Annotated in this window: 23 protein-coding genes and 4 tRNA genes; 21 read left to right on the top strand and 6 right to left on the bottom strand. The window is 34.5% G+C overall.

The annotated features are described in order from the left end of the window. Nucleotides 1–64: 64 nt before the first annotated feature. The gene (locus AAGE00_RS07610; RefSeq protein ID WP_007302355.1) at nt 65–2,545 is read right to left on the bottom strand and encodes a response regulator; all 2,481 of its coding nucleotides are present in this window, start codon (nt 2,543–2,545) and stop codon (nt 65–67) included. A gap of 159 nt (nt 2,546–2,704) precedes the next feature. Here AAGE00_RS07610 and hemF point away from each other — a divergent pair, with 159 nt between their 5' ends. The 10 genes from hemF (at nt 2,705) to sucD (ending at nt 9,412) form a co-directional block, all read left to right on the top strand. After that, on the top strand, nt 2,705–3,529 hold the full coding sequence (hemF, locus tag AAGE00_RS07605) for an oxygen-dependent coproporphyrinogen oxidase (protein ID WP_213863754.1): 825 nt from the start codon (nt 2,705–2,707) through the stop codon (nt 3,527–3,529). A 141-nt stretch (nt 3,530–3,670) separates the two neighbouring features. Continuing rightward, nucleotides 3,671–3,880 carry a hypothetical protein gene (locus AAGE00_RS07600; RefSeq protein ID WP_341815246.1) on the top strand — a complete coding sequence of 70 codons (210 nt, stop codon included), beginning with the start codon at nt 3,671–3,673 and terminating at the stop codon, nt 3,878–3,880. 100 nt (nt 3,881–3,980) lie between these two features. Further along, nucleotides 3,981–4,940, top strand: a complete 960-nt coding sequence (locus AAGE00_RS07595; protein WP_341815149.1) for an IS5 family transposase — start codon at nt 3,981–3,983, stop codon at nt 4,938–4,940. A gap of 110 nt (nt 4,941–5,050) precedes the next feature. Next, nucleotides 5,051–5,881, top strand: a complete 831-nt coding sequence (locus AAGE00_RS07590) for a hypothetical protein (RefSeq protein WP_007302352.1) — start codon at nt 5,051–5,053, stop codon at nt 5,879–5,881. Between the two features lie 60 nt (nt 5,882–5,941). Then, a tRNA-Glu gene (locus tag AAGE00_RS07585) sits at nt 5,942–6,013 on the top strand. Nucleotides 6,014–6,045: 32 nt separating this feature from the next. Further along, nucleotides 6,046–6,741: a 16S rRNA (uracil(1498)-N(3))-methyltransferase gene (locus tag AAGE00_RS07580; RefSeq protein ID WP_007302351.1), complete on the top strand. Its 696-nt coding sequence runs from the start codon at nt 6,046–6,048 to the stop codon at nt 6,739–6,741. A 122-nt stretch (nt 6,742–6,863) separates the two neighbouring features. Then, nucleotides 6,864–6,937, top strand: a tRNA-Pro gene (locus AAGE00_RS07575). A 198-nt stretch (nt 6,938–7,135) separates the two neighbouring features. Continuing rightward, nucleotides 7,136–7,336, top strand: coding sequence for a 30S ribosomal protein S21 (gene rpsU / locus AAGE00_RS07570; protein ID WP_007302350.1), 201 nt, complete (start codon nt 7,136–7,138; stop codon nt 7,334–7,336). A gap of 30 nt (nt 7,337–7,366) precedes the next feature. Beyond that, entirely contained in the window at nt 7,367–8,527 is a 1,161-nt protein-coding gene (gene sucC, locus AAGE00_RS07565) for an ADP-forming succinate--CoA ligase subunit beta (RefSeq protein WP_341815245.1), read from the top strand. A gap of 3 nt (nt 8,528–8,530) precedes the next feature. Further along, entirely contained in the window at nt 8,531–9,412 is an 882-nt protein-coding gene (sucD, locus tag AAGE00_RS07560; protein ID WP_007302348.1) for a succinate--CoA ligase subunit alpha, read from the top strand. A 6-nt stretch (nt 9,413–9,418) separates the two neighbouring features. Here sucD and dapF read toward each other — a convergent pair whose 3' ends face one another. Further along, nucleotides 9,419–10,213, bottom strand: a complete 795-nt coding sequence (gene dapF, locus AAGE00_RS07555; protein WP_012481958.1) for a diaminopimelate epimerase — start codon at nt 10,211–10,213, stop codon at nt 9,419–9,421. 72 nt (nt 10,214–10,285) lie between these two features. Between dapF and AAGE00_RS07550 the strand changes: the two genes are divergently transcribed. Beyond that, on the top strand, nt 10,286–11,431 hold the full coding sequence (locus AAGE00_RS07550; RefSeq protein ID WP_230609270.1) for a glycoside hydrolase family 5 protein: 1,146 nt from the start codon (nt 10,286–10,288) through the stop codon (nt 11,429–11,431). Here the strand turns inward: AAGE00_RS07550 and AAGE00_RS07545 are convergent. Next, nucleotides 11,407–11,979, bottom strand: coding sequence for a nitroreductase family protein (locus AAGE00_RS07545; protein ID WP_052264977.1), 573 nt, complete (start codon nt 11,977–11,979; stop codon nt 11,407–11,409). The two genes, AAGE00_RS07550 and AAGE00_RS07545, sit on opposite strands and share 25 nt — an antisense overlap. A gap of 96 nt (nt 11,980–12,075) precedes the next feature. Between AAGE00_RS07545 and AAGE00_RS07540 the strand changes: the two genes are divergently transcribed. From AAGE00_RS07540 to AAGE00_RS07510, 7 genes are all read left to right on the top strand, one after another. After that, nucleotides 12,076–12,603, top strand: coding sequence for a biotin transporter BioY (locus AAGE00_RS07540; RefSeq protein ID WP_214303151.1), 528 nt, complete (start codon nt 12,076–12,078; stop codon nt 12,601–12,603). Beyond that, complete coding sequence (locus tag AAGE00_RS07535) at nt 12,600–12,998, top strand: DUF1284 domain-containing protein (protein ID WP_029237639.1); 399 nt, start codon at nt 12,600–12,602, stop codon at nt 12,996–12,998. The genes AAGE00_RS07540 and AAGE00_RS07535 overlap by 4 nt, the downstream gene beginning before the upstream one ends. Nucleotides 12,999–13,066: 68 nt before the next feature. Beyond that, complete coding sequence (locus tag AAGE00_RS07530; RefSeq protein ID WP_012481956.1) at nt 13,067–13,933, top strand: tetratricopeptide repeat protein; 867 nt, start codon at nt 13,067–13,069, stop codon at nt 13,931–13,933. Between the two features lie 64 nt (nt 13,934–13,997). Further along, nucleotides 13,998–14,070, top strand: a tRNA-Val gene (locus AAGE00_RS07525). Nucleotides 14,071–14,121: 51 nt separating this feature from the next. Beyond that, the gene (gene gyrA, locus AAGE00_RS07520) at nt 14,122–16,824 is read left to right on the top strand and encodes a DNA topoisomerase (ATP-hydrolyzing) subunit A (RefSeq protein WP_007302341.1); all 2,703 of its coding nucleotides are present in this window, start codon (nt 14,122–14,124) and stop codon (nt 16,822–16,824) included. Between the two features lie 94 nt (nt 16,825–16,918). Continuing rightward, nucleotides 16,919–17,518 carry a ubiquinol-cytochrome c reductase iron-sulfur subunit gene (petA, locus tag AAGE00_RS07515; RefSeq protein ID WP_006014178.1) on the top strand — a complete coding sequence of 200 codons (600 nt, stop codon included), beginning with the start codon at nt 16,919–16,921 and terminating at the stop codon, nt 17,516–17,518. A gap of 366 nt (nt 17,519–17,884) precedes the next feature. Next, nucleotides 17,885–18,043: a hypothetical protein gene (locus AAGE00_RS07510; RefSeq protein WP_019078626.1), complete on the top strand. Its 159-nt coding sequence runs from the start codon at nt 17,885–17,887 to the stop codon at nt 18,041–18,043. Between the two features lie 450 nt (nt 18,044–18,493). On the opposite strand, the gene tldD is transcribed toward AAGE00_RS07510, so the two are convergent. Continuing rightward, complete coding sequence (tldD, locus tag AAGE00_RS07505; protein ID WP_007302340.1) at nt 18,494–19,924, bottom strand: metalloprotease TldD; 1,431 nt, start codon at nt 19,922–19,924, stop codon at nt 18,494–18,496. Between the two features lie 62 nt (nt 19,925–19,986). Between tldD and AAGE00_RS07500 the strand changes: the two genes are divergently transcribed. The 3 genes from AAGE00_RS07500 to AAGE00_RS07490 all read left to right on the top strand — a co-directional run bounded on the left by AAGE00_RS07500 (nt 19,987) and on the right by AAGE00_RS07490 (nt 21,342). Then, nucleotides 19,987–20,071 (top strand) — tRNA-Leu (locus tag AAGE00_RS07500). A 59-nt stretch (nt 20,072–20,130) separates the two neighbouring features. After that, complete coding sequence (locus tag AAGE00_RS07495) at nt 20,131–20,604, top strand: hypothetical protein (protein WP_007302339.1); 474 nt, start codon at nt 20,131–20,133, stop codon at nt 20,602–20,604. A 408-nt stretch (nt 20,605–21,012) separates the two neighbouring features. After that, the gene (locus tag AAGE00_RS07490; protein ID WP_246111613.1) at nt 21,013–21,342 is read left to right on the top strand and encodes a hypothetical protein; all 330 of its coding nucleotides are present in this window, start codon (nt 21,013–21,015) and stop codon (nt 21,340–21,342) included. Between the two features lie 5 nt (nt 21,343–21,347). On the opposite strand, the gene AAGE00_RS07485 is transcribed toward AAGE00_RS07490, so the two are convergent. Together AAGE00_RS07485 and AAGE00_RS07480 are read right to left on the bottom strand one after the other, a co-directional pair. Then, nucleotides 21,348–22,658, bottom strand: coding sequence for a bifunctional folylpolyglutamate synthase/dihydrofolate synthase (locus AAGE00_RS07485; protein ID WP_063630904.1), 1,311 nt, complete (start codon nt 22,656–22,658; stop codon nt 21,348–21,350). Then, nucleotides 22,655–23,239, bottom strand: a complete 585-nt coding sequence (locus AAGE00_RS07480) for an ABC transporter substrate-binding protein (RefSeq protein WP_341815244.1) — start codon at nt 23,237–23,239, stop codon at nt 22,655–22,657. The genes AAGE00_RS07485 and AAGE00_RS07480 overlap by 4 nt, the downstream gene beginning before the upstream one ends. Nucleotides 23,240–23,255 lie beyond the last annotated feature (16 nt).

The raw sequence follows: 23,255 nt of genomic DNA, 5'->3' as shown, positions 1-23,255 counted from the left end.
TAACTCTATTGTATATATGCAAGAAATTTTTGCATTAGAAAAATTTTTTTGTTGCCAATCATACTCAAAGTAAACTGCCTTTTTTTGTCTTGTGTAACACACTTTGAACCTTATTTCCTAACTCATTCAGAGTAAATGGTTTGGGTAAAAAATGGAAGTCTTCTATATTGATTTCATCGCTCTTTAAAAAAGCATCCTCTGTATACCCAGAAATAAAAATAACTTTGATGTTTGGCCTATGTATCAATGTTTCTTTAACTATTTCTGGACCACTCACCTCTGGCATGATTACATCAGTGATTATTAGATCTATGTGTTGATTTTTTTTTCTAATGATCTCTAGTGCCTCGCTGCCTATACTCGCTTCTATTACATTAAATCCTTTTCTTGTAAGAGCCTTAGCAGTAAATTCCCTTACTGAATCTTCATCTTCAATTAATAAAATTATACCATTACCTTTAATCTCTACCGGTTTCTCTATTTCTTTACTATCTTCCTCTTTATCATTTTCATCCGATATGTAAACTATGGGCAAAAATATGCTAAATTTAGTTCCATGATTCACTTTGCTAGCAACATAGATGTATCCTTCGGTTTGTTTAATAATGCCATATACAGTAGAGAGGCCAAGACCTGTACCAGAAGTAATATCTTTGGTAGAAAAAAATGGATCAAATGCCTTTTCAATTATATCACTCGTCATTCCACATCCAGTATCAATCACTTCAATCACAACATAATTCCCATGTTCAATCGTTTCCTTATCTGGAGAAAACATATCCTGAGGTGTAGAATTTAATGAATCAACCTTTTGATTAAAGGTTCGTATAGTTAACTCTCCCCCCTTTTCCATAGCAGCACCAGCATTAACTGCTAAGTTAAGCATAACTTGCTCTAATTGTCCTTGGTCAGCCCTAACAGCACCCAAATCGCTACCATAATAAATATTAAATTTTATATTTTCACCTATTAATCTTTTGATCATTTCATAAAGATTAGCTATCGTACCATTTACATTAATAATCTTTGGCTGCAAAGTCTGTCTTCTTGAAAAAGCAAGCAGTTGTCTTACTAAATTTGACCCACGTTTTGCATTTTGCTGTATCTGTATTATATCTCCAAAAGATGGATCGCTAGCTGAGTGCTGGAGTAAAAGCAAATCACAAAATCCTATTATTCCGGTTAATATATTATTGAAATCATGTGCAATACCACCTGCTAATTGCCCTATAGCTTGCACCTTTTGATAATGCTCAAGTTTTATCTCTAGTTTTTTACGTTCAGTATTATCAATAAAATAACAAAGTATGAACATCACTTTATTATGAAGAAACTTATTAAAATATATTTTCATGTTATTACCGCCATTGAGCTGCACATCAAAGGACGCATTATTTATCCTATTACTTGAAAAATATTCACGCACTTTCATATGATAACCATCTGATATCAATGCAAAGATAGAATCATTACTTGACCCCGCAAGTTTTACTAATGCTATATTTTTCTTTATAAAATTGCCATTTATATCGCATTGTGCAATAGCAATTGACGAATTTGTAAAACAAGGGTGTAGTTGATAATCAACAATATTTGATTCAGTTGGTGTTATAAAGCCGTGTATATAGCTATGATTGTATTTATCACAAAATATAGCAGTACTCATATAAGCCTTAAATGGAGCACCGCTTATAGTAAAAAACATAATTTCATTTTTGGTTATTGTATCGTCATACTTAGATTGAGATATAAAATCATTGATTGAGCTACCTTTTTCCAATTTTTTTAGTTCAAACATGTCTAAAAATCTTTTATTTACAGATAAGATACCTCCTTTTGTATTTGCAACGTAAGTTGCTATATTGTGTTTCTCTATCAACTCTTCATATACCTGCTCTTTGTTTACCTGTGTTGCCTTCAGTACAAAATACCCATTCGGTCTTGCTATTGGGGCTAATGATAAATTTAAAGTCTTATTGCTATTTATAGCAATTTGTGGATTATCCGGTATTGGTTCAGAGAGCAAAAGAAAGTTAGATATTCTACTCTTCTTGCTTAAGGAAATGCATACTTTTACAGAAGTGTTATTTCTTAACGCATGATAGAGTGATTTTCTGTCTTTTTCTGACACATCTCCTGCTTCAAGAATTTTATCTAGCGTAACATCATCGTTTATGTGATCTTTGAACCTTTCGTAGAACCTCGCATCAGCATAAATAATACCCTCATCTTTATGTAAAATGAGACAAAACTCTGTATTATGATTCAGCGCATTTGCAAATATTGCATTTTGAAACTCTATGATATTAAGTAGATACTTGTAACGTTTTATATTATATACCACAAAGAGAGTCATTAGAATGCTAATTAATAAATTAATCTCTATATTAACATGCTGACTATATACATTAGAAAAATAGAGTACTGATATTGCTATTGGAGGTAAGAACATAATGACTGCCATCACAATAATTGACATCCCATAATTTCTTAGTATGAAGTCAACTCTGTTCTCTTTTTTGTTATCTATGTATCTTTTACTCATTATTATTGCTTGGCATCCTTGCACATATAAAAATATTCTACTATATTGATTTAATTATTATAGATTTATTAACATCCTTGATGAGTAGTTACTATCCCAATCTAATTAAGTCCTGTAAATATAGAGTACAATAATATTAATAAGCCAACAGAAGGCATTATGGAAAAACAAAAGACACAAGCATTTGAATGGTTCTGCGCACTGAGAAACAAGATCACCGAATCTTTCTTATCAATTGAGGTACAGTCATTCACACAACCAAAAATCGAAAAAAGAAAGTGGAACCGACCAGGTGGAGGAAGTGGTGAATCTACAATTATCTTTGGTAATATTTTTGAAAAAGTTGGAATAAACGTCTCAAGAGTATACGGAAAGCTCGAAGACTCAGCCATTAATGAAATTCCTGGTGCAAGTGAAAGCAATGGAGAGTTTTGGGCAAGCGGTATATCTTTAGTGTCTCACATGCAATCTCCCCTTATCCCTGCAGCACATATGAACACAAGATTGATATATACCTCAAAACAATGGTTTGGTGGAGGAATGGACTTTACTCCAATTTATAAGGATGAGGGAGATTGCAAGTATATTCACGAATCAATTAAAGCAACTTGCGATGAGTTCAACATCGAATATTATCCGAAATTTAAAAAGCAATGTGATGATTACTTTTTTTTACAACATAGAAAAGAGCCACGTGGTATTGGTGGAATTTTTTATGACAATCTAACTTCTGGCAACTGGAAAAACGATTTTGAGTTCACAAAAGCAGTAGGTGAAGCCTTTTTAGAAATTTACTTACACATCATACACAAACATATGCAAAAATCTTGGACAAAAGAACAACGAGAAGAACAATTGATAAAACGTGGCAGATATGTGGAGTTCAATCTTCTTTATGATCGTGGTACAAGGTTTGGTTTAATGACTAATGGTAACCCCGATGCAATTATGATGTCGATGCCTCCTCTTGTTAAGTGGGTGTGAAAAGCGATTATTAATATAAAATAAATCGTTATAGTTTAAGATTGTACCACATATGGTGAGCTTTTGTATAGAGGGGTACGATCATGGGTATAAGTAGATAGTTTTTTAATTAAATCCGCTAGAAATAGCAATATAAGAGGCGTGAGGCTAGCTTTAAGTCTTCATAATATAGTAAACAGCTTTGAAAAACTCTTTTCTAGAATTAATCCTTTTAGGAACAAGGGGTCATTTGACTTGAATAATGATCAAACTTTAAATCGAGCTTTAGAGTATGCAGTAACAAATCTTGATCATAATGTAATGACGTTACTTATTAGTGCTGGAGCAAATATTAATGGCTTTGTTGCATAGCTAGTGTTGGTTGAGGTTATTGTAAGAAGAAAAGCTTTTTAATATATGGCTACTAACGAATTTTGTTGTAAAATAGGCATTTTTCAAACAAGTACAACTTATGCCACAAAAAATGAGAGTAAGTAACCAAAGAGAATATAACGAGTTTCTCAAAAAAAGAGGAAATGTTTTTCATTTTGTTAATCAAGCCATAGAAAATTGGTATGAAAATAGTCCAAAAGTTGCAGGTGGCAATAACACTTATAGTGATAAAGTTGTAATTTTAATACACATAATAGTTCATCTTTTTAGAATTGGCTTGAGACAAGCTGTAGGTTTTGTAAAAGGTTATATGGTACAAATAGGCAAAAAACTTAAGATTATCAGCTATACACAAGCTTCCAGAAGATTTAAAAAGCTTAATTTGAAGATTGATGACCATAGAAGCAATAAAGATGATCTGGAAAATGTTGAAATTGCCGTAGATAGCACTAGAGTTAGTATCTACAATAATAACGGTGGGCATAGTAAGCTTAATATTCGAAAAAGAAAATACAGTGGTTATGGTCAAGTAAGAAAATTACATGTTGTTTTAAACATAAATGATAAGAAAGCAATAAGCATGAACTACACTAGTGGTGTTGCTGTAGACTATTTGCCGGTCTGCGATATGTTAGAAGAAGTCAGTGATAAATATAACATTTGTTCTATTCGAGCAGATGCGGCTTATGATATAAAAAGTGTGTATAAAGAATGCAGAAAATACAATATTGTGCCTATTATTCGCCCTAGGAAGGATACTAAAATTTGTTTAGCTGACTACTTATCAGAAAGAAACAAGTATATTAGTAGAATTAGGTCATATGAGAATTATGAAGATGGTATTAATGAATGGAAGAAAAAAGTTAAGTATGGAGCACGGTCTTATATTGAAGTCTTTTTCTATAGGTTGAAGCAAATATTTGGGTTTGGCTTGAAAAATAAATCAGAGGTAAATCGTGAAAAAGAGCTGTTAATTAAGTGCTACTTATTGAACAAATTTACTGATATAGGTATGGCTGAATTTAAATTAGCTGCGTAAATTCACTGTGATTTACATGCCTATCAGTGCTATGCAACAAAGCCAATATTAATGAGATAAATAATAGTATAGGAAATGTAATCCTTCAATACAAAATAGCATCATAAGCTATGCAGTACGGAGATAAGGACAGTCTCAAAGATCATAAAGAAAAATGTTGTTTAGTGCTTGGTGAGCTAATAAAAAAAGAAAGAAAAGAAATATTGGAGATTTTGAAACAAACGGAAAGTTGTGACAAGCTTAAAGAGGAAGTAGAGATAAAATTTAAGGCCAACTCACCTAAAAAACCTCCTAGGATTTTTGAGCATGATGATATTTTACTTTTAAAAGAGCCCATTTATGATGAGGTATATGACGCTAAGGTTAGTAACTCATTAGAAGAGTTGAGCGTATCGGAAGAATCCATTTATGCTGAAGTATATGATTTGCATAAAAGATCTACTGAAAATTTATCATTGAAAGATAGTGGTTATTCTAGTATATCAGGAGAACCTATTTATGAAGATGTAGATGATTTCTCAGAGCAAAAAAAGCCCACTAGCTTAAATCATAAAGAGCAACCAGAGCCTATTTATGCTAAAGTAGATTTATCGAAAAAGAGATCAGAAAGACAAGCAAAACATATAAAAGATAATTCTGGGACTTATCATGGATTAGTGAAGGATAAAGTGAATAATTTGCAAGTAAAACTAAATGAGCAAAGTGCTAATAAGCCAGCGAGTCAGCAAATCAAGACCAAGGCTGGCTTTAACGTAAAAGAAATAAGGCAAAATTTTGAGCGTAGAGATTCTGGATACGATTCTGGCTATGATTCAGATACAAAAGTTGAACAAAAATTAGAATTAGGATCTAAAGCTCCTAAATCTGAGATAGGTTCAGTAAGCATTGAACATGGGGTAATAGGAGGCTGTCGATATAAAATCACTACTCTAACTGTGTGATTCAAAATAATTGAATTGACTTTATATGTATAATCGATATAACTCAGTTAGATTCAAGTCGACTCTTTCGTCTAGTGGTTAGGACACCACCCTTTCACGGTGGTAACACGGGTTCAAATCCCGTAAGAGTCACTCAAACAGAATGCAAATAACTAAAGTTTTGAATGAAAAAAATTAGGCTTTATGTTGAAGAAGCTTTATCACAAAATGTAAGTTTGGCGCTTCATCCACGACAAAGTCACTATATTTACAATGTAATGCGGCTTAAGAAGCATGATAACATCTATCTTTTTAATGGAAAGGATGGAGAATGGTTAGGAGAAGTAGTGAATATATCAAGTAAATCGACAAAAATTATAATAAAAGAACGCACTAAACAACAACAACATGAAAAAAATCTATATTTGTATTGTGCTCTGGTAAAAAGCGGCGCCTTAAGCAACATAGTAAGACAAGCAACTGAAATGGGAGTAACCTGCATTCAATTTATTTCAACAGAACGTACAGTAGTAAAAAACATTAACCTAAGTAGAGCGAAATTACAGGCAATTGAAGCTGCGGAACAATCCGGTAGGACAAGTATACCACAGATTTTTCTTCCTATTAATTTTTGTGAATTATCCGATTCCCAGAATAAAAATTTTGTTTTGTGTGATGAAACAGGTGAAGGACAACCTCCTAATAAAGTTCTAAAAGGCAAGAAAAACGTTGCTATTATTGTTGGCCCCGAAGGTGGTTTTTCATCTTGCGAACTTGATTCTGCCAATAAATTTTGTCAGAAACTGAGTCTAGGAAAAAGAATTTTGAGAGTTGATACTGCTGTAGTTGCTGCATTAACCTTCACCAATTGGTATAGCTAGATTTTTTAATATGGCTAGTGCAACTTGACACTCTATATAAAGAAATCTGCATTATATTTTTCCTAAAAGAAATAAATGAAACTTGCATTTTTCCGAACTATCGATACTCTTAGTAAAGAAGTCGGGGCGTAGCGCAGCCTGGTAGCGCATTTGGTTTGGGACCAAAGGGTCGGGAGTTCAAATCTCTCCGCCCCGAGATTAGAAAAATTACAAGAGCACTGTAACCTAAGAGCAATTTTTATCAGCAAGTAAATGATTGACAGCAGAATGAAGCTTTTTTCATATAAATCACTGCATATCATATTCTATCGCTCAAGTTTATAAAATAATTGACAATGTTAATTTTCTAATTTATAAATGGATTTTGAAGTGATTACCGAAGGAGGTATAGAGTTTGATTGAAGTATCAGTCCATTATGGTGATGTAGATAGAGCTCTTCCAGTGTTGAGAAAAATAATTCAAAAGGAAGGAAGAGGGCTCAAAATGAAAAAAAAATATCACGAAAAGAAATCAGAGAAAACAGCTAAAAAAAAAGCTGAAGCAAGGAAAAAGAGGTATCAGCAAGAATGCAGAAGACAGCGTTATGGTTGGTAGTTTTTACTAAGGTTAATAATTAGTTATCTTATGAATATTCATGAATATCAAGCAAAGGAAATTTTACACAAGTTTAATGTCCCGGTACCAAAGGGTTTTGTTGCTACATCTGCAGAAGGAGTAGAAACTCAAATAAATCAACTAAAATCTGACGTGTTTGTGGTTAAAGCTCAGATTCATGCAGGTGGTAGGGGTAAGGCTGGTGGTGTAAAGCTAGCAAAGTCAGTTGAAGAAGCTCAACAGTTTGTAAAGAACATGCTCGGCATAACTTTAGTTACTCATCAAACAGGGCCTAGTGGACAGCAGGTAAGAAGAATATACATTGAGGAAGGTTCAAGCATTAAAAAAGAGTACTATTTGAGTCTAGTAGTTGATCCAAAGCTCAGTAGGTTAGTATTTATATTTTCCTCAGAAGGTGGTATGGATATTGAAGAGGTAGCAAAAAATTCTCCTACAAAAATTGTGAAATTTGATATTGACCCTGCTACTGGTTTTACAAATCTTGATAACAGTAAACTTGCCAATAATTTTAATTTGAATTCAGAACAAATAGAAAGAATAACAAATATTGCAAAAAATATATATGATGCGTTTATTACAACTGATGCAAGCCAAATAGAAATTAACCCACTAGTTGAAACAAATTCTGGGGATTTTGTTGCACTTGATGCTAAAATTAATTTTGATGACAACGCTTTATATCGTCATCCAGAAATCGTGCAGCTTCGTGATTATGATGAAGAAGTTAAAGAAGAGATAGAAGCTTCAAAACATGGACTTAGTTACATCAAAATGGATGGCAATATTGGTTGCATGGTGAACGGTGCAGGTCTTGCTATGGCAACAATGGATATAATAAAGTACTATGGAGCAGAGCCTGCTAACTTTTTGGATGTTGGTGGTGGAGCGAGTAAAGAAACTGTAACTGAAGCATTTAAAATCATATTGTCTGATAGCAACGTAAAAGGAATTCTGGTTAACATATTTGGTGGTATAATGCGTTGCGATATTATCGCAAGTGGAATTGTTGCGGCTGCAAAAGAAATGAGCATTAGAGTTCCTCTAGTGGTTAGATTATCAGGTACTAATTTTGAAGAAGGAAAAAAAATCTTAGAAGAGTCAGGATTAAATATTATTGCTGCAGATGAACTGGGTGATGCTGCGCAAAAGATAGTAAAAGAGGTAAAATAAAGCATGTCCGTTTTAGTAAACAAAGATACAAGATTAATATGCCAGGGTTTTACTGGTGCACAAGGCACATTTCATTCAGAGCAAGCAATTGATTACGGAACGAAAATGGTGGGAGGTGTAACTCCTGGAAAGGGTGGTAGCACTCACCTTAATTTACCGGTTTTTAATACTGTAGCAGAAGCCAAAGAAAAAACCTGTGCAAATGCTACAGTTATATATGTACCTGCTAAATTTGCTGCTGCTGCAATACTTGAAGCAATAGATGCAAAAATAGAATTGATAATTTGTATTACAGAGGGCATTCCTATACTTGACATGGTAAAGGTAAAGCATGCTCTCGCTGGTTCAAACAGTCGATTGATTGGCCCAAACTGTCCAGGGGTTATTACACCTGAAGAATGCAAAATAGGAATTATGCCAGGACATATTCACAAACGTGGACATATAGGAATTATGTCTCGCTCTGGAACTTTAACTTATGAAGCGGTAGCACAAACAACTGCTGTTGGTCTTGGTCAATCCACGTGTATCGGAATTGGGGGGGATCCAGTTCATGGTATGACATTTGTTGACTGTATGGAGCTCTTTTTAAAAGATGACGATACTCATGGTATTGTAGTTATTGGTGAAATAGGTGGAAACGAAGAAGAAGATGTATCACATTTTGTGAAAACAGAAAAAACTAAAAAGCCAATCGTTGGTTTTGTAGCAGGCCAAACGGCACCTCCAGGAAGACGTATGGGACACGCTGGAGCAATCATCTCTTCCAGCGGTGGAAGTGCTGGTGCAAAGTTAGAGGTTATGCGCAGTGCTGGGATTGCGATTGCAGAAACCCCTGCTGTGATTGGTAAAAAGGTGTTAGAAGTAATGAGTGTCAGTGCCTAGCCTAGGTCATAAAAACCCTATATCCCCAGTCATCAGTATATTTTTTGACCACTCAATCAGTAAATGACCTCCTGGTAAATGTACTGAAGTTTGTTTAGTAGCCAAACACTTACGAAGTATAGATGCAACAAATGCTGCACAAGCCGCACTACCACATGAAGCAGTAATACCTGTTCCTCTTTCCCAAACTCTTAAGTTTATTTCTCCAGATTTTTCTATTTGTGCAATACTAACATTTGTTTTCTGAGGAAATAATTCGTGATTTTCTAGCTTTGGTCCTAAATTCTGCAATGGTATTTCGCTTATGTTATCAACAAAAAAAACTATATGAGGGTTACCAATATTTACTGCAACTGGCTCTTTCAGCATTTCAAGCTCTATAGGTAGATAAAGGGGATCGCATTCACAAGAAAGAGGAATTTCATTCCATTTAAGCAGTGGTTTACCCATATTGACCTTTATTGATTTATCACCTACTTTAAAACATTCTAAGATACGATTATTTATCAGCTCAATAGTGATATATTCAGTACCTTTTTCTAACATTATCAAATATCCAACACAGCGTGCTGCGTTTCCACACATTTCAGCTCGACTACCGTCAGCATTGTAGATATGCATAAAGCAGTTTGCAGCATTAGACATTGTTATAATTATCACTTGATCACAACTGCCTTGATCAGCAATTTGTCTATAATTCCAGTCTAAATTATTTGCTGAACGTGAGTCTATGATAACAAAACTATTGCCAGTACCATGCATCTTTACAAACGGGATCTTGTCTGTTAGGTTACTTACCATTATAGCAAAATTATATAAGTGAAAATTTTTCTTCTAATTACAGCTGTTTTGTATTCTACAGTTTTCTGTAATGTGAGTGCTAAGTCAATACCGGAGAACAGCAAAATGCTCTTTTGGCAAACTGGAGTCAGAAAGGGAGCAAATGTTTTCAATAGAAAAGTTGATAGTGACTTAATCAAAGCAGCAAAGGAATACAAAATTGGTTTTATTCGTCTTGCTCCTGACAAATTTGAAACTACGCAACGTGACTTCCTCTTAGGCAATGCAGACAATTATCCGGGCCTGATTTCCAAAGACCTGAAAGTTCTGAAAGATGTTTTAGATGCTTTTCATCAACAAAAAATACCAGTAGTGTTAACGATGCTTAGCTTACCTGGATCTAGATGGAAGCAAAATAATAACGATAAAGATGATTTACGTTTATGGTCAGATCAAGCTTTTCAAAAACAAGCAGCAAAATTTTGGCAAGATCTTGCGAAAGAGCTTAAAGATCATCCTGCTATTGTTGGATATAATATCTTAAATGAACCACATCCAGAAAGGCTTTATAATACTGCAGACTCGGCTATTTATAAAGTAGAACAAAGCAAAGTTCAGAAGAATCTATTTGGCTTTTATAGCAGCGTGGTAAACAGTATCCGCCAAGTTGACTCAGAGACCCCAATAATACTTGATAGCAGCAGTTATGCTGACTCTAATACTTTTAACAAATTTGAACCAGTTAGTGATAAAAATGTTCTTTATTCATTTCATATATATGAGCCCTTTGCTTATACAAACTTAAAATTAAACCAAGGTAACTTCGCCTACCCTGGACATGTTCAATCTTTTGATGCAAAAAAAGTAGAGTATTGGAATAAAGATAAGTTAAAATCATATATAGAACCTGTAAAAATTTTCCAAAAGAGGTATAATATACCAGATTATAAGATCCTTGCTGGAGAGTTTGGCGGGCACCGCTGCTCAAAAGGATTAGAGCACTATTTTCGAGATCTTACTTCTATTTTTAATGAATATAATTGGCATTTTGCTGTTTATGGCTTTCGAGAAGATATATGGGATGGTATGGACTATGAACTTGGAAACGAGAAGCTTTCATGGAAAGACTGGCAAGCAATTGAAGAGGGTAGGATGAAAAAAAATTATTTGCCAAATAATTCAATTTTTAAGATATTAAGAGAAGAATGGTCAAGTCAGCTCGCTGGCCATTCGTCATAAAAGAATATTTCTTTTATTGATCTTCTTTGTTTTTCTTTGACTTCAGCACCCTCTTTTTCGTAACCAACTGCTATCACTGACATTACATTAAAATCATCAGGTATATTGAATCTCTTAACTATTTTATCTCTATCAAATCCACCCATTTGATGAGCCATTAAGTTCATAGCTGCAGCCTGCAGCATAAGTGCATAATTTGCTGCACCAGTATCATGTTTAGCCCAAAGATTTTCTCCTTTACCTTGTTTACGGAAGTTCTTAGCGCTTAGAGATATAATTAGTATTTGTGCATCTTTTGCCCACTTTTGATTAGATTCATCAAGGCAACCGAGCAATTTTTTCCATGCGCTTTGATTGTTCTGTTTGTTGCATATCACATATCGCCAAGGTTCATCACCAAAACACGAGGGTGTTAGCCTTACAGCTTCTATTAAAATATCCATTTCTTTCTGAAATATTGCTCTTGTAGGATCGTATGAACGTCCGCTGTGTCTTTCTTTCATCAACGATAATAGATCTTGTTTACTCATCATTTTTAAATAGTGCATAAATAATTCATTGTAGCGCAATATAAGCAAAATTTAAATTGCAAAACCTCTTATACACATATATTACATTTAGTAAGTTATTTTTATTGGGAAGATATGTTTATAACACAATCAAGCAGTAGGTCAACACTGGCTGAAATATTGTCTTGTGTTTTACTTTTATTCTTGATGGCTCAAATAAGCATACCATTGCAGCCTGTGCCTATCACATTGCAAACTTTAGGATTAATGCTTGTTGGGCTTAAATTTAACCGCAGAACAGCATTCTATTCTGTGCTTACATATCTATCACTTGGTGCAGCAGGATTTCCTGTTTTTGCGAATTTTTCTAGTGGTTATCACATTTTTCTTGGACCAACAGGTGGATATTTAATTGGCTGTTTAGCTGCTGTTATGGTAATGAACAAAGTAAATGAATTACTGAACTCTAAATATAAATCATTTATGTGTAATTCTTTAAGTTGTCTGGCGGGTACAGTCGTAATCTTTATTTGTGGTATTAGTTGGCTTACTATTTACGTGGGTCTGAAACAAGCAATAATGGTAGGTGTTTTACCATTCATCCTTCCTGGTTTGGTAAAAATTTTTCTACTTGTAGCAGCTTTGCAGTATTTGAAAAAGTGATAAGGTTTCGTCCTCATCATTTTATGTGCACTCTTGCATTTCAAGGGTATGGATATTCTCAGAGCTTTGTAGAAAATTACAAAAAGATAGCAAGTAAAGTAATTAGTGATCCTAATACTAAAATCGAAGTAGTTGATAATCTTGACACTATTTGTAGTGTTTGCCCAAACCAGACTAAACAAGGTAAATGTACCACACAAGCTAAAGTTTTAGAGCTAGATAGAAGGCATATGGAAATTTTAGGAATAAAAATTGGCGAGATTTTGACCTGGAGTAAAGCAGTAAAAAGAATTAGAAAGAAAATGTCTTTAGAGAAATTTGACTACGCATGTGAGGAGTGTAATTGGCAACCATATGGAATGTGTAGAAGTGCTCTTTTAACTCATTCTAAATAGTATCTGCCAATTAATAATATCTTTATTATTATATTAGATAAGTAATTTAGCATTTATGAATTTGTAATGTGTTGCGTATAGTTCAAAGAAATAAGATTTACTGGTTACGCGCTGCAGCCAATGCCACAACACTAGGATCTATGTTTGTCTGCATGTTAATTTGCGTTGTGATTTTATGGAGGTCTTCTGTTACTTATGCTAGTGAAAATTTGGAGATACAGAAGGTCTTTGATAGTGTTGTCAAGCATATAAAAGCTGATAAAAAATATAAAGATCTTGATGTTATCGAGAGAAAAAGTGACAAATTTAATATCAAAATTTCGCAGAATTCTGGCAAGAATTTTGACATATACTCTATTTTAAAAAAAGCAAAAGATTCCTTTGAGTTAGGAGATAGTGAAACAGCTACTTCTCTCCTCAATCAGATTATCGCAAAATTTCCTTATCATGAAAGTGCTTTAATTGGACTAGGGAATATCTATTACGCTAACAAAGAATTTAAAAAAGCTGTAGAGATTTACACAAGACTGTTAAAAGAATATCCTAGCAACCCTTATGTATTAAAGAATTTTCTGACGATAATTTCACAATATGATCCTAATTTAGCATTGAGTGAAATGTTGAAATTGTATGATACACTCAGAAATAGCGCCCCTTTATCAGCAAATTTAGGTTTGATCTATATGAAAAAAGGGGATTACATAAAAGCTAAAGAATATATGAAAGCAGCAATTTCTTTAGATCAAAACAATATTTTTTATACCTATAATTTAGCTGTTATTCTAGATAAGCTCTCAGATTTTAAAAATGCCACAGCATGTTATTCAAAGTTGTTGAACATGTCAAAAAATGCAAGTGAAAGAATACCTTTATACAAGGTAGCAGCAAGGCTAAAATTTATACAACTCCATAGTGCGCACTCAGCGATTCCATAAGAGTTGCTTGTATCGCTATTTTTGTTTACAACAACAACATTGAACTATAGAATTATATCTAGAGGGGCAATTAGCTCAGCTGGTAGAGCATCTCGTTTACACCGAGGAGGTCGGCAGTTCAAGTCTGTCATTGCCCATTAGCCTAGTTGAATATTAATATTACAATTATTTCAATCAAAGTATAGAAAATGCAAGACAACATAGTACCAGTTTCAATAGTGAAAGAGCTAGAGGATTCTTATCTCTCCTACGCAATGAGTGTGATCATAAGTCGAGCTATACCTGATGTGCGAGATGGATTTAAACCTGTTCATAGGCGCATATTATACGCAATGTCGAGGGCTGGGTTCGATGCCGGTAAACCGTATAAAAAAGCAGCTCGTATAGTCGGGGATGTAATGGGAAAATATCACCCACATGGTGACATGGCTATCTATGACTCCTTGGTCAGGATGGCTCAAGATTTTTCTCTTCTTTTACCACTGATTGATGGGCAAGGTAACTTTGGTTCGATAGATGGAGATCCGCCAGCTTCAATGCGATATACAGAAGCAAGGCTCCACAGAGTGTCGCATTTTTTACTAAATGATATTGACGAAGATACAGTTGATTTTAGGCCAAACTATGATGGAAATGAAACAGAGCCTGTTGTACTACCTGCAGAATTTCCGAATCTATTGGTAAATGGTGCAAGCGGTGTTGCAGTTGGTATGGCAACCAATATTCCTTCTCACAACCTTGGAGAAATAATAGATGCTTGTATGTTATATATAGATAATCCTGAAGTTACTTTGGATGAGTTACTTGAAGTGATGCCAGGGCCGGATTTCCCAACTGGGGGAATGATTCTTGGAAGGTCTGGAATAAGATCAGCATTTGCAACTGGTCGTGGCTCAATTGTTGTGCAAGGCAAGACTCACATAGAAGACCTGCCACAAGATAGGCAAGCAATAGTGATTAATGAAATACCTTACCAGGTAAATAAAGTAAAATTAATTGAGAAGATAGGTGAGCTTGTAAAAGAAAAAAGAATTGATGGCATAACAGAAATTAGGGATGAGTCTGATAAGTCTGGTATTAGGGTAGTAATTGACCTCAGAAGAAATGCTGAAGCAAGTTTTATACTTAATCAAATATTAGGACTAACTCCACTAAGAAGTAGTTTTAGTGTTAACACTCTAGTCCTCAACAATAACAGGCCTGCTTTGATGTCATTAAAAGAAATCATAGCTGCTTTTGTTGATTTTAGAAAAGAAGTATTAATCAGGAGAACAGAATTTCGTCTAAGAAAAACGAGGGAAAAAGCTCATATATATATAGGGCTCTACATTGCGGTCTTGAGCATAGGTGAAGTGATAAAAATCATCCGTGGTGCAAAAGATCCTGCGGAAGCAAGTAGAGAACTTTTAAATAAAGAATGGAAAACTTCAGCTGAGATAAACACAATTATTGGATTAATCTCAGACAGCATGAGCTTTTTGAAAGACGGAGTGTATAGATTAACTGAGCTGCAAACGAAAGCTATTCTTGACATGAAATTGCAACGTTTAACAGGCCTTGAAAAAGACAAATTAGAAGCTGAGCTAAGTTCAATGATCAACCTGATAAAAGAATATATCGCTTTTCTTGGCTCAGGAGAGAAGTTGATGAAAGAAATAAAAAACAATCTACAAGAAATAAAGAACAGATTTGCTGTGCCGCGAAAAACTTCAATAGAGGAATCAGATACGGACATTGAAGCTGAAGATCTAATTCCACAAGAAGATATGGTAGTGACCGTAACTATGAATGGTTACATCAAACGTGTGAAGCTCTCTCACTATAGAACCCAGCATCGTGGTGGAAAAGGAAAGCTAGGACAGGGGTTAAAAGAGGAGGACGTAATCACAAAATTATTTGTTGGAAATACTCATACTAGCCTTTTATTCTTTTCTAATACTGGTCGAGTTTACAGATTAAAGGTTTATAAACTGCCTCTTGCAGAGCCAACTGCACGTGGAAGAGCGCTTGTTAATATATTCCCGCTTAGCGATGGTGAAACTATAACTAACATCATGCCGCTTCCAAGTGAGAATGACGAAAATCAAAATATAGTTTTTGTTACTGCTCATGGGAACATAAGGCGTAACTCCTTAGCAGATTTTCACTATATTCCAAGCAATGGAAAAATAGCAATAAAGCTCGACGAAGGGGATAGGTTAATATCAGTTAAAGTATGTAGCGAAATTGATCATGTTCTACTTTCAACAACACTTGGAAAAAGCATCAGATTTGTTGTAAGTGATGTGCGTCAATTTAAAAGTCGCAATTCAGATGGCGTAAGAGGTATCAAACTTGCAAAGAATGACAGCGTGATATCTATGACCATATTAAATGGGATAGGTGTAGCAACAGAAACAAAAGAACTTTACTTAAAAGTTCCACTTGCAAAAAGACTGGGGACTGCAATTAATAACTTCATTGATTCTAAATTGGAAAAGACTTTGAATGATTTAGGAATAGATAACAAACTGTTCTTAAAACTTGCAATGAATGAGGAGTTCATATTAACTATTACTGAAAATGGCTTTGGTAAAAGAACTTCTGCGTACGAGTATAGGGTAACAAATAGAGGTGGTGTTGGTATTACAAATATCCTGACTACCGACAGAAACGGTAATGTTGTTGCTAGCTTTCCAGTTGAACAGGGTGATAATATCATGCTTATTACAGATAAAGGAAAGTTAATTCGTATTTCAGTAAATGATATCAGAATTGCAGGACGTAGCACTCAAGGAGTCACTCTGTTTAAAACAGAGAGTAGAGAAAAGGTGGTGTCAGTAGCGAAAATTGAGGATCCCGATTCCACTGAAGATAGTATTTCCGAAATTGACAACTCTGTTTCTTCTTAACTGTATAGCAAAGGTTAAACAAATAGTGCAAATTTCTATTGATTAATCTATAATATTTAAATTAAAATATGTGTCTATGTTCAAGTAGAGATTGATGGATAAGAAGTTAACTAAAAATAAAAAATCATTGACGAATGAGAAGAATAAAAAAACATCTCTTGTTAAAGATTTTGCCAAAAATAAGAGTAGAAGAGATTTTATCACATTAACTACGTGTGCCATGGCAGGTATAGGAGCTGCAAGCGGTCTTTGGCCATTGGTTAAGTCTATGAATCCTTCTGCTGAGGTTTTAGCGATGTCTACGGTTGAAGTTAATCTATCTGATATTCAAGAAGGACAAGGAAAAAAGGTAAAATGGCAAGGTAAGCCAGTATTTATCCGCAAGCGCACAAAACAAGAGATTGAGGCTGCAAGAGCCATAAATGCAGAAAATTTGAGAGATCCTGAATCAGATGAAAAAAGAGTATACAAAGGAAAAGATGAATGGTTAATTATGATTGGAATATGCACCCATCTTGGATGTGTACCAGTTGATCACGCTACAAAAGACGGCAACGGTTGGTTCTGCCCTTGTCACGGTTCATATTATGACACATCAGGCCGAGTAATTGGCGGTCCTGCACCAAAGAACATGGCTATACCTGACTACTTTTTTCCAAGTGAAAATATTGTAGTAATTGGCAAGAAGGCTTAACGGATTTTCATAATTAAAGTAATAAAAGTATATTGCATTTCAAGAAGCACACTGACTTCATAGGCAAAGCTCTTGAAGTCTATCAAGCTAATTTTATACTATGCACATATTCGGGTGATAATTAAGAAACTTGCCTGCCAAATTTTCAGAGTTGACAGCTAAATTTAAAACTTGTTCCTTTGCGTCAGAAAAATTCTGACTAACTTGCTTAAAGTTATTTTCTAACTCTTCGAGGATGGAGCTGAAATTAAAAAAACTTTTCTGCATTTTATCAAGATTTTGAGTTATATAGCTTAATACATAAAGATAGAGACAAGAGGGGAAGAGATATGGTAAAGCAAGAAAAAGCTGAAAGTGAGGGAATAAATGGAGTCACCATATCAATATGAATTAAGGGAAAGAGTGATTTCAGTGGAATTGGGAGTCGCAATAGTAAAAGTGAAAGAAATCTTCAAAGTAGAACTATCCCCCAAAGCTGCACATGGACATAGAATATCCTTTGTCAGGGATGGACGTAAACATTGAAGATCTTCCCCTAGAGCTGGATATAGATATAAAGTCATTTATGCCATTACCTATATTCGAGAAAAATATCACATGCCAAGAACCTTGTCAAAATTATATAATCTATCTCTAGAGCAGGTTATTGAGAATGTCAATCCACATAAAAGAGCCAGGTATTCCTAACACCACTAAACTCACAAATTCATTTGCTAGAGTTTATAAGTTCTTGTTTATAATAATTTTATTATATCGTAAAACCATCTATATCGGCCTATTTAAACAGATTTTACTTTCCTTAAGGATTTTTTAAAGACCACCTATTGAATTCTATGATATTATTTTTTGTGAGATTGTTATACACGTTATGGCAAGGAAGGCAGAGAGATTTGTTAAGTAGTTTTTGCATCTATATGAGCTACTTGAATAATGGTTACAATATTTGTACAATTGTACAGCATGAGCTGAGTTCGCTTAGCCCTTATCTACATATTCAGTTCCACCAACAGTTATTGCATCGACCTTGAGTGTTGGCTGACCAACTCCAACAGGCACATTTTGCCCGTCTTTTGAGCACGTACCAACACCAGGATCTAACTTTAGATCATTACCAATCATTGATACTTTTTTTAGCACTGTTGGCCCATCACCAATTAGTGTTGCTCCTTTCACTGGCTGTGTAATTTTACCATTTTCTATTAGGTAAGCTTCTGAAGATGAGAAAACAAATTTTCCTGATGTTATATCAACTTGTCCACCACCAAAATTTACTGCATATAGGCCTCTTTTTACACTGGATATTATTTCTTCTGGTGCATATTTTCCTGCCAACATATAGGTGTTTGTCATGCGTGGCATAGTAACTTCTTTGTAACTTTCTCTTCTACCATTACCAGTTGGATTTACACCCATAAGTTTAGCGTTCATATGATCTTGCATATATCCTTTTAGAATTCCATCTTCTATAAGCACATTATAGCCAGGTAAAGTACCCTCATCGTCTATGCTAATAGAACCACGCAAATTAGGTAGAGTTCCATCATCAATTACAGTAATGTTACTGGCTGCCACTTGTTTACCCATAGAATTTGAAAATGCCGAGATTCCTTTACGGTTAAAATCACCTTCAAGTCCATGACCTACAGCTTCATGCAATAATATTCCTGGCCAACCTGAACCTAAAACAACTGTCATCTCTCCAGCCGGAGCTGGAATTGCCTCAAGATTTACTAGCGCTTGTTCTAACGCTTGGTTTGCAACTTTTTTCCACTTCTTCTCAGAAACAAATTTACTATAAGAGTCTCTTCCACCGTGCCCTGCAGAACCTCTCTCTGCTCGGCCATTTTTCTCTACGATGACTAGTACATTAAAACGTACCAAAGGCCTGATATCGCTTAACCTGTGATCATCTTTTATTATTTGTACAACTTGCCATTCTCCATTTAGAGTTATTTTTACCTGCTTCACGCAGTTATTCTTCGACCTTACATACTCATTAATCTCATTGAGTAGTTTAATTTTTGAGCTCAGATCCATTTCATTTATGGGATTAATCTTTGAATACAGGCTTTTTGCCTCCTCATTTAAGTTTACTGAATTTGTTTTGCTTAAAGATGCTGAACTTTTTACCATAGAAGCAGCTTTACTAATTTCTTTTTCGCTAATCTCAGAAGAGCAAACAAAAGACGTACTATCTTCACAAAAAGACCTGAGACCAAATCCTCTTCTGATATTTAAATCCATATGTTTTAATATATTATCATCAAAAATCAGGGATTCTGATTGGCAAAACTCTAAAAATAGCTCACCACCATCACTATTGCTCAAAGCGTTGTTGACTATTTTATATACATTATTAATATTAACATTGTTCTGAGCAAAAAATATTTGATCTAGATTTGGCATTACCTTTGAGCTAAAAATTGTTTAAGTATATTATTTAATTTTAACATAGTAAATCACAAAAAGCCCGGGTGGCGGAATTGGTAGACGCGCTAGCTTCAGGTGCTAGTAACTTTTCAAGTTGTGGAAGTTCAAGTCTTCTCCCGGGCACTCTGTATTGATTTTTGAGTCAATTAATGCTATGATATAATGTATTTACTACTAAGTTTATGAGTTATGAAGAAAAAAAGCTTGTTTACAGAAAGAAAATAAGAACTTATTCAAAACGCTTGGTTACTGCACTATCTATTGCTTCTTTGAGTGGGTACATAGCAGCATTAGCCCTAAATATTTCTTCCTTAAGCTTGTATTTTACTATTGTCAGCACTATACTAAGTGCACTTTCGCTTGCTTTAAATATATGGTCATTAACTGATCATTTTAGGCAGTGTGGCCTTAATAAGCAACTCGATACCTCTCGGCAAGAGAAATTAATGAAGATCTGCCTCGACATTGCATCTAACGTTTCATTTTTAATAGGAGGAATTACATCTATATTACCTCTTGAATTTCCTATTATCCCCTTTATTTCCGTTGCTTTTTTTATTCTAGGTTGTACCTTTATGGCAACCAATTTCATTCGAACTATGATTAGTCAGCCGCAAATAGATGAAACCAAAACCTCAAAGTTAGTGATCATTTGAACATTCAATCTGCAATAGCTGCCTAATTATTACATGTTAATAACTTAGCTTATTTAACTTGACAAATTACGCCATCTCCCTTACTATGATAGCAAGAGTATTTACCCTTGTTTTTAATCTCCGCGGATTTAACAGCAAAATTCAGTAAAAAACTCAAATATTTATTGGCAAATTACATAAAAATTATAGCGGCTGCATGTCTTTTTTATTTTTTCTACATTCAGCCAAATCGCGCTTGTTAGTACATTATCAATTTAAATTATTAAAACTCGCTATACGGGGGTTCTTTTGTCTTTTTTTACTTAGTAAATTTCTTAATATTTGTAGCTAAAGTAATTTTAGAGAGCCAGCGTGGGACACACAACCGCACTAACGTTTATTTTTGAAGGTACTATTTATATAGATGAAATGTTCAAAAGTAAAGCATTTAAATATCTAATTCTTACTTCCCAAATTTCAAATTATCTTCCTCCTATTTTATTAATAGCAGGTTTGGTGTTGCAGTACCAATCTAGTTGCGTAGACAGTAAAGTACTCATTGGATTTGCTATAGTACTAGGTTGTACTTTATTATTACAATTAGCAAGTGAGATCTACGAGAGAAAAGTTGTAAATCTTGTAAAAACTGAAGGAAGAGGTGATGAACAAAATGTACCTATAGGAGCATTAACCGAAAAGCCAAGCAGCATTGTAAATCCCGATAGTGTTCACGCTCATGGAAGAGAGCAAGTTGTGTAGTGCATTTATTGTTCTTGGATTAATTGATAGCTATTCTCCATACTCAAATCTCTGGCTAAAAATAGCGAGCCACAGATTAGTATGGTTTTGACGTTTTGTATAGAAGCTTTTAGTATGTGATTTGATATAGCATCTCTGATTGATTCACATTCGATAGCATTGATTCCTATATTATGAGCTCCTTCTCTAATTAAATCTGTACTTGTTGCTTTAGGTTCAGATTTAACACAAACGGCGCATAGTAGTTTGATGTATGGCTTTAAGTGCTCTAAGAACTCTGCGACGTTTCTGTTACGAGTAACACCAAAGATCATATAGATACCTTCAGCAAAATTGTCTCTTACCCACTTAGCTAACACTTTGGCACCATCATTGTTGTGCGCGCCATCTAGAAATAATTGCCAATCTTTTGGTAATAAAGAAATTAAATTACCTTCTTTTATAGACTCTAGCCGCGCAGGCCAATAAGTGCTCTGTAAACCTGAAGCAATGTCCTCTTCTCCAATATTAAATCCATACTTCCCACTCAAAATGCTACATGCTGCAATTGCGTTTCCTGAATTGATTATTTGATGATCTCCTTTTAAAGATGGCAAAGAAAATTCTATTGATTGAATAGTCGATTGAAAGACTATTCTGTTATTCTGTTTTTCGCAATTCCACTCAAATCCTCCTCTATATAAGGGAGATTTTTTGTTTATTGCGTGTTGTTCTAGCGTGTTCATTATAGATTTTTCTTGTGGTGCTATTACGCAAGGAACATTAGGTTTCATTATTCCAGCCTTTTCACCTGCTATGGTTTCTACGGTAGGACCAAGATATTCTGTATGGTCAAGTGCAATGGAAGTGATGATCGTTAGAATCGGATTATCTATAACATTTGTTGCATCAAGCCTTCCACCCAGACCCACTTCAACTAAAGTAATATCAGCTTTATGACGAGAAAAAGCTAAGAAGGCTGCAGTCGTTGCGGCTTCAAATAGAGTGATGGGTTGTTCTGCGACTGCTATACGGCATTCTTCCAGTGAGTTATGTAATTCACTATCATCGATATCATTGCCTGCAACAACTATTCTCTCATTAAAATTCACTAAATGTGGAGAAGTGTACGTATGAACTTTATACCCTGCTGCTTGCATTATATATCTTATAAAGGATAGTGTTGATCCTTTGCCATTAGTGCCAGCTATGTGAATTATTGGCGGTATTTTTTTCTCGGGATTACCCAGTTTATTTAGAAAACTTTTTATGCGATCAAGAGAAAAATCCTTTGGCCTACTGCCAATCGGCTTAGGCCAATGAGGCATGTATATCATAAATTATTGTTACGTTTTAATTCATCTATTACACTTGCCATGCCATTCGTGTCGATCTTTTCACTAAATTGAGAACGTTGATTAATAGAAATACTTATTCCACTCATTACAACATCGTTTATTAAGAAAGAATTGTCACTTTTAGTCACTTTAAAGTCAATGTTTGTAAATTCCTCATCACCATAAGAAAATCTTGTTCCTATCAGACAAGTTTTATCGTCAACTGCTCTTGTACTCATTATGATCATTTCACTACTATTTATGTATTTATACAAAATTTTAGCGCACAAACGCGCGAGATATACTTCATATTCTTTTAGAAACTCTTCTTTTTCTTTCTGAGTAGATAAATTCCAATATTTCCCTATGACAAATCGAGATATTCCTTTGAGGTCAACATTATTCTGAATAATTTTCAGAAGTTCTTCTTGTACATGTTCTAGATTTTTTCTATTCCCTTTCATAGACGTGTTGTCTACTTGCTGCTTCATGGCAAGCACAAAAGTTTTGTGCCCTATACAATTCGCGTAAGCACTTGAGGAGATTACAATAAAAATGGTTAAGAACTTAATAAGATTCATAAGATATATTTATTAG

It is taken from the genome of Wolbachia endosymbiont (group B) of Aricia artaxerxes (genome assembly GCF_964026975.1).
GTDB lineage: Bacteria > Pseudomonadota > Alphaproteobacteria > Rickettsiales > Anaplasmataceae > Wolbachia.
Note: the sequence above shows the minus strand (reverse complement) of the source record. Positions and strands in the feature narration are given on the sequence as shown.